This window comes from Arthrobacter sp. TMS2-4, from assembly GCF_054511075.1.
Genome location: NZ_JBTNDI010000029.1, coordinates 1 through 6,132 on the forward strand (window position 1 = coordinate 1; position 6,132 = coordinate 6,132).

The 6,132-nt window shown below is 57.6% G+C and carries 6 protein-coding genes; 3 read left to right on the forward strand and 3 right to left on the reverse strand.

The features are described from left to right. Positions 1–336 (reverse strand): hypothetical protein (locus tag ACX80F_RS16790; protein WP_459337523.1); only part of this gene is annotated, 336 nt, incomplete at its 3' end. On the opposite strand from ACX80F_RS16790, the gene ACX80F_RS16795 reads away from it, so the two are divergent. Genes ACX80F_RS16795 through ACX80F_RS16805 form a run of 3 tightly spaced genes read left to right on the forward strand, consistent with a single transcriptional unit; the run spans position 335 to position 2,620 of the window. After that, positions 335–838 carry a hypothetical protein gene (locus ACX80F_RS16795; RefSeq protein ID WP_459337524.1) on the forward strand — a complete coding sequence of 168 codons (504 nt, stop codon included), beginning with the start codon at positions 335–337 and terminating at the stop codon, positions 836–838. The two genes, ACX80F_RS16790 and ACX80F_RS16795, sit on opposite strands and share 2 nt — an antisense overlap. A 43-nt stretch (positions 839–881) precedes the next feature. Then, positions 882–1,592, forward strand: coding sequence for an SOS response-associated peptidase (locus tag ACX80F_RS16800; RefSeq protein ID WP_459337525.1), 711 nt, complete (start codon positions 882–884; stop codon positions 1,590–1,592). Further along, positions 1,589–2,620: a GIY-YIG nuclease family protein gene (locus ACX80F_RS16805; RefSeq protein ID WP_459337526.1), complete on the forward strand. Its 1,032-nt coding sequence runs from the start codon at positions 1,589–1,591 to the stop codon at positions 2,618–2,620. The genes ACX80F_RS16800 and ACX80F_RS16805 overlap by 4 nt, the downstream gene beginning before the upstream one ends. Positions 2,621–2,772: 152 nt before the next feature. Here the strand turns inward: ACX80F_RS16805 and ACX80F_RS16810 are convergent, their stop codons facing one another. Beyond that, positions 2,773–3,495 carry a restriction endonuclease subunit S domain-containing protein gene (locus ACX80F_RS16810; protein WP_459337527.1) on the reverse strand — a complete coding sequence of 241 codons (723 nt, stop codon included), beginning with the start codon at positions 3,493–3,495 and terminating at the stop codon, positions 2,773–2,775. Between the two features lie 451 nt (positions 3,496–3,946). Beyond that, a complete protein-coding gene (locus tag ACX80F_RS16815) occupies positions 3,947–5,806 on the reverse strand; it encodes an HsdM family class I SAM-dependent methyltransferase (protein WP_459337528.1) in 1,860 nt (619 codons plus the stop codon). Between the last annotated feature and the right edge of the window lie 326 nt (positions 5,807–6,132).

The following is a 6,132-nucleotide window of genomic DNA, read 5'->3' on the forward strand; positions in this document are numbered from 1 at the left end:
TGTTGCTGATGTGGTGTCGATGGGGTTCGGGCGTTCGGTCTCTGCGTCGTTGATGGAGTCGATGGGGTCTCTGGCGAGTTTGGGTGTCGCTGATATGGCGGTGTCGGGGTTGGGACGTTCGGTCTCTGCGTCGTTGATGGAGTCGATGGGGTCTCTGGCGAGTTTGGGTGTTGCTGATGTGGTGTCGATGGGGTTCGGGCGTTCGGTCTCTGCGTCGTTGATGGAGTCGATGGGGTCTCTGGCGAGTTTGGGTGTCGCTGATATGGCGGTGTCGGGGTTCGGGCGTACGACTGAGTCAGTTGGGTTGACGCATCCCGCCAGGAATGCAGCCGACATGTTCCGCAAAGCAGCTAGCTCGCAAGATGCTGTAGCTCAATCGATGAACAGCCCGTGGTCTAGCGGCATCTTTCGAGAATTTGAAGGGGAACGGTTCGATGACTTAGTTGAGTCAATTCGAAGGGACAAGGACCAAAGCGGGCTTGCTGACCTTGAATGGCAGTTCGCGAGACTGTCACAAAGTGAGGATCTTCTCCACCGTACCGCCTCGGAACTGCAACTGACGGTTCCGTTCGATCAGGATCCAGCTGTTCGCGCGGCCCTCCAGTTCGTGGTTGCAGTGGTGTATTCCTTCGTTATGGTTTACCTCGTGCTCTACAACCCGTGGGCTGCTGCGGCAGGTGCAGTCGGGGGCATAGCGTCAGCCAAAACGGTCTGGAAATTGACCGGTAGTGAGTACGACAAGCTCTACAACAAGAAGCATTACCACCCAGAAAAAGGTATGGATGCGGGGCCGCAGCCCAAGAACCGTCGTTCGAAGGGAGACAAAGGCATCTGGTAGTCGGGGTACGCCCGCTCCCTAGCTTTGGGGGACAATCAGGATCATGTGTGGACGTTTCGTTATTGCAGGCAGTAAATCCGCTATCCGGGACGCGTTCAGCGTCGAGGAGGAGTACCAGGACGAACTGAAACCCTCGTGGAATGTCGCCCCGATGCAGGGCATCCCGTTCGTGTCCGAGCAGCTGCGCGAGGGTGAGCTGGTGCGCCGCCTCGAGATAGCCCGCTGGGGACTCGTCCCCGTCTGGTCCAAAGACCCGAAGGCCGGCGCCAGGATGATCAATGCCCGCAGCGAGACTGTCACGGAGAAGCCGTCGTTCCGCACGGCGGCCACTAAACGACGAGCCCTGATCCCGGCCAACGGCTACTACGAGTGGCAGAAGAACGAGGACGGGACGAAGACCCCTCACTACCTCCACGCCGAGGACGAGGATCAGCTGCTGGGTTTCGCCGGCCTGTACGAGTTCTGGCCCGACCCCACCAAGGCAGAGGATGCCGAGGACAAGTGGTTGGTGACCGCGACGATCCTTACCCGGGCCGCTCACGACGCGCTCGGGCATATCCACGACCGGACGCCGGTCATCATCCCGAAGAACTTGCAGGACCAGTGGCTGGACCCGACCATGACTGAGCGGGACCACGTGCAGCACTTCATCGACACCATCCCCGAACCCAACCTCGTCCCACGGGTCGTCGGCAATGAGGTCGGATCTGTCCGCAACAACGGACCACAACTGATCGCAACGGTGGAGCAGTGACGGAGAAGCAGCCAACTTCCGCCCTGCACTTCGGAGAGAAGCTCAGGAGGTCAATAGTCGGGCACACGATGACCCGTGAACTGTATGGGTATCCGAATCGCGCTCCGGCACAGTACTTCAGTCGCGAGCAGGTAGGGGAGAAGCTATGGGCGAGCATCGCCTGGTCCTACCGAGACGAGGAGCACACGCGACATTCGGACGTCTATCTTCTGGCGCAACGGGACCAAGCGTTGGTGAACTTCGATCTTTCGATGAGCTACTTCGCATCCTTAGACAAGATCGAGTTTGAGGAGGCGCTACAGCATGTTCTCCTGAAAGGGCGGACTTTCAGACCTGTTCAGTCGCTGGCTGATTGGAGCGAAGTTGAAGGCGCTTACATCATGGTTTTCGACGAATACAAACAGTTTTATATTGGTCAGTCAAGTAATATTCGTAAACGCATCAGAACCCACTGGGCAACGAGAAAGCCGTTCGACAAGCTGATTCTCGGCGATTTGTACGAGTCAATTTTTCCCGTCGACGAGTTTCGGGCGTTCGATAACACACGCATCTATGCTGCGCGTAGCCGCGCCCCCCACGCTGTCGAGGAGAGAGCGGAAAAGGCAGCAGACCAACGATTCTCTCTGAATCGGATGGGCGGCGGCATCGCTGATCCGTGGAGGATCGCGGTAGCTCTGAGCAACCCGCGTGCCCGCACGCACGAGATTGAAGAAATGGCCCTGTCGTATGAGGACTATGAAGCGGCTACTGACCAAATCAGGGACCTTGCCGCCCAGTCGACACCGTCTCTTAGGCCAGATCTCGTGTCAGAGCTGGCAGGACTGGATATGACCATCTACTCGGTTCGTCGAGAGGCGGGTGAGAGTTTCCTTTGGTCCCGAAGGGACGCCGTCAGGAGCGCAGCCGTGCGTGGTGAGCTGAGCGTCGAAGAGTATTCCGCTTTTTTGACGGCGCTCGGGGAGGACATCATCTGGCCAGCCGAGCCGCGCCGGGCGCGGATTTCAGGTCAGGTGGAGGAGGGCGGCTGACACTATCCAGCGGCCGAGCAAGTCTCGGCCGCTGGAAGCGCTGTAGCTAGTTGTCAGACCGGGGCACGCAGATCAGCGTGACCGGTTCGAATTCAGTCAGCGCGAGCGATAAATACCCGTTGGATGAGTAATCCAAAAACGCAGTATGAGGCTCAGACTATCGGAGTCGATATTTCTACCTTGCGCGTAAGCAATGCATTGAGCAGTGCTGCGCGAGTTGTTTGGAGACGAGCTGCCTCTGCACGAAGGCTTGCTACTGCCTCAGATAATGGCTCAAGCTCCGCGACGATTGCCTCTTGCGCGTCGGTGTCGGGCAACCGTACAGGCATGGCATTTGCCCGCTTGTCGCCGATATGTTTAATGTTCACGCCGTCCGGCGCAGCATTGCGGAAGGTGCCTGACTCATAAGCCCATAAGCACCAGTGCCTCATGAACGCTGGCGTGCTGACGCCTACGATGGAGCGGTACCGCAGCAGCGTATTTTGGAAGCAGACGGGTCCCTCAATTTCGGCATTCCATGCTGCCGGCATGCCTACCGCGTCTGCGCCAGCGCTTCCCTCGGATACGAGCACATCGCCACTCGCCAAGGCGTACCGCTCGCGCTCTCGCTCATTGAAGTCCATTGAGAGGATGTCGTCTAGGCGCAAACTGTCGTACCCGACGTTTCCAGACCGCAAATATGGCGTCATGGATGGGCCATTCGCCCGTTCAGGTGACCTCTGCCGCCCAAGACGGATGTCGAACGCGGTGTGAGCAGGCACCTCCGTGAAGCTTGCATCGTTCGTGAGAGCAGCCCGGCGTATCTTCAGTACGGCCGCGAGGCGATGTGCCTCATGCTCGGTGGCAGAAATCGTTTCGTCGACTGCTGAAATCACGTCAGCGATACGGCTTTGGATTGGGGCGGGAGGGTGGGGAATCTCCCATGACTCGAAGTCGGGTTCCTTCCACCGCGCCCGTCCGTCCCGTCCATCCCTGAGCTTTCCGATTCGGTCCAGGGTTTCTTGGGTTAGGAAGCACATTGCGAGGAATCGAGCGTCAAGTGAGCTTGAATCAACGGAATATAGCGGGAATTCGTTCGTGACCAAGGCGCCGTCAAGGTCCGCGGGGACAACGCCAAATGGACCCTTTTGAGTGTCAATTCGGCAGAACACGAAGTCGCCTTCACGCGCACGGCTCAGCGTCTTTGTTTGTGGTTTGCTCGGGCGACGGAGGTAGGTCCCCTTGCCGTACCAGCGCACACCCATCGTGTTGTACTCAACTCCAGGCTGGATTGAGACTTTTTCAGTGCGCCGCTCAACATGCTTACCGACACTGGTCCTCGGCCACTCAGACATCGAATCCACCGATACCTGCTTCGGTTAAGACCCGAGCCATTTTCTCCAAAGCCTCTTCGCGCTGCGCTCGAGCTTCCTGCCAGTCGGCTACTGCCGCTTCGAGGTCGTGTATCTCTGCCTGCGGCCATGGATTGCGTCGAACTCCGCGGGCATCAAGGGCCCCTTCGTCGTCGAAGATTGGGCTGCGCCAAGAGCGTGATTCGATGCTCTGCGCGCCATCGCGCACGGCCTTCTCAACGAGAGCAGCGATCGTCGACCATCGTCCAGTATCGCGTCGTCCGCTGCCGGAGCGCACCTCGTGCCCGTCGTCCTCCATATTGATGAAGGTCACCAACGCGTCTTGCTCGTGGCCGTTACTCGTCTTCGTAAACCCGAAGATTGAAGTTTTCACACCCCGGCCCTGCTCGAAGAACAGCTGCTGGGGCATTTCTATTACGAAATCAAGCTTCGCCCTTTCAAGGATCGATCGCACGGCCTTTTCGTTGGCGCCTTTCGAAAGAGTGTTGTTGGGCATGATGATGATGAGTCGCCCGCCATCCTCCAGGAACTCGATCGCCGACGTTGTAAAGTTGATGGGGTTGTCGTGCTCGTACGGGGGGTTGATGACGCATTTCGTCGGGTGCAGCCCCTTCACGTAGTTCCGCAGCTTCTTGTCAGGCTCGTTTACCGTGAACGTTCTGCCGCGCGTTACAAGCGAGTCTCGGAAAAGGAGGTTGGAGCGGCCGTCTCCATGCAGGAACATGTTGGAGCATGCCAGCGCGAAGAGAATTGGATCGAGTTCCATTCCGATCAGCTGGTGCTCATGGATATGTTCAATGCGCTTTTCGTTTCCGTGGGCTTTCTCGACCAGCTGCTCCATCGCATCCATGAGAAATCCACCGGATCCCATACACGTGTCTAGCACCACATCATCGCGCTCGAGCCGTGCCAAGTTAACCATCAACGTCTTGATGTGATCGGGCGTCAGGATGATATTTTTGTTGTCCATCTTCCCCGCACGCGATAAAAAGATTTTGTACGCACGTCCAAGGACGTCTCGCTTTGCGCGTTTCGAAGGCTGGTGTACTCTCTCGTCAATATCGCTGATGATGTTCTTGTACTCGTCAAGAGGAATGTCTACCGTCTTAACGAATGCAAAACGGTCCTCCCAGTCGATCTGCTTCGACTCAGAGTTGACCTTCTTTACCAGCTGACGCTTGACGGCCGCCACTATCTCGTCGTTTAGGTATCGCCCTTCGACGAGGCGCGTGTCGTCTGGGATGACCTGCGACTGATAGACGCTGCGGAACTTCGAGTCGTCGAGGGCAATCATCAATGCCGAGAAGAACAGTGACCGTTCAGTGTCGCGGACCCGTGAATCCTTGTGAAACCGCTCATTGAGCCGCACAAGGAATCGCTGCAGCTCTGCATCGGATAGCGGGTCCCCATGAGCCGTTTCTTCGTAGTGCTTTGTCAGAGACTCTAGACTCACCAGGCTGCGTGGGTCGTCAAGCTCTTCTACTTCTTCGGCGCCGGCTTTGCGAAAGAAATGCGTGACTCGGAGTGACTCCTCGGTCTGCCCCGATACTGCGATACCAACGATGTCTGTGTGCGGAACCGCGTTCGTCGTCATGTAGCTTCGCACGTCGGCTACTGCAGCGACGTGGTCAGATTTTGGTCCAGGCTCGCCGGACTTCGCTTCAACGACGATCAGCCATGATCCCATGTCTTTGAAAAAGTCAGGGAAGCCATCGTCAGTGGAGCCCTCGCGCTTCGATTGGAATCCGAATTTTTTTGGGATGTCGCGCTTTTCAATGAATTTCGACGCCCCGTAGAACTCTCGGAAAAGATTTTCGGTTGTACTTTCTGCCATGTCCCGGCCCTCCCGGCTATGCAATTTACTGTTCTTACTTTTAGAGGGCATGTCATGCCGGACTTCGCTTGTTGCGTCCACCGGGCGCCAAGCACCGCCAACCAGTCTAAGCGGCGGGCATGGACGCCCTGCCCCTACCTCAGGCTGAGGCGGTCATGGCGGGCCGGGCTTGAGGCTTCTCGCGCCTAGGTTCGCCCTGCGACGTATGGCGCTTACTGTGACTTTTCGCCAAGATGGCGGGGTTCTGATCAGGTGATTGGCGGGGTGGAAAGTCAACGCAGCGTCTGGCTGATCCTGCTAGTGGATCCTCCTACGGGGTATCGCTC

Coding starts and splice junctions, on each gene's coding strand:
- ACX80F_RS16795 (WP_459337524.1), top strand. CDS start 335: ATGTTCCGCAAAGCAGCTAGCTCGCAAGATGCTGTAGCTCAATCGATG.
- ACX80F_RS16800 (WP_459337525.1), top strand. CDS start 882: ATGTGTGGACGTTTCGTTATTGCAGGCAGTAAATCCGCTATCCGGGAC.
- ACX80F_RS16815 (WP_459337528.1), bottom strand. CDS start 5,806: ATGGCAGAAAGTACAACCGAAAATCTTTTCCGAGAGTTCTACGGGGCG.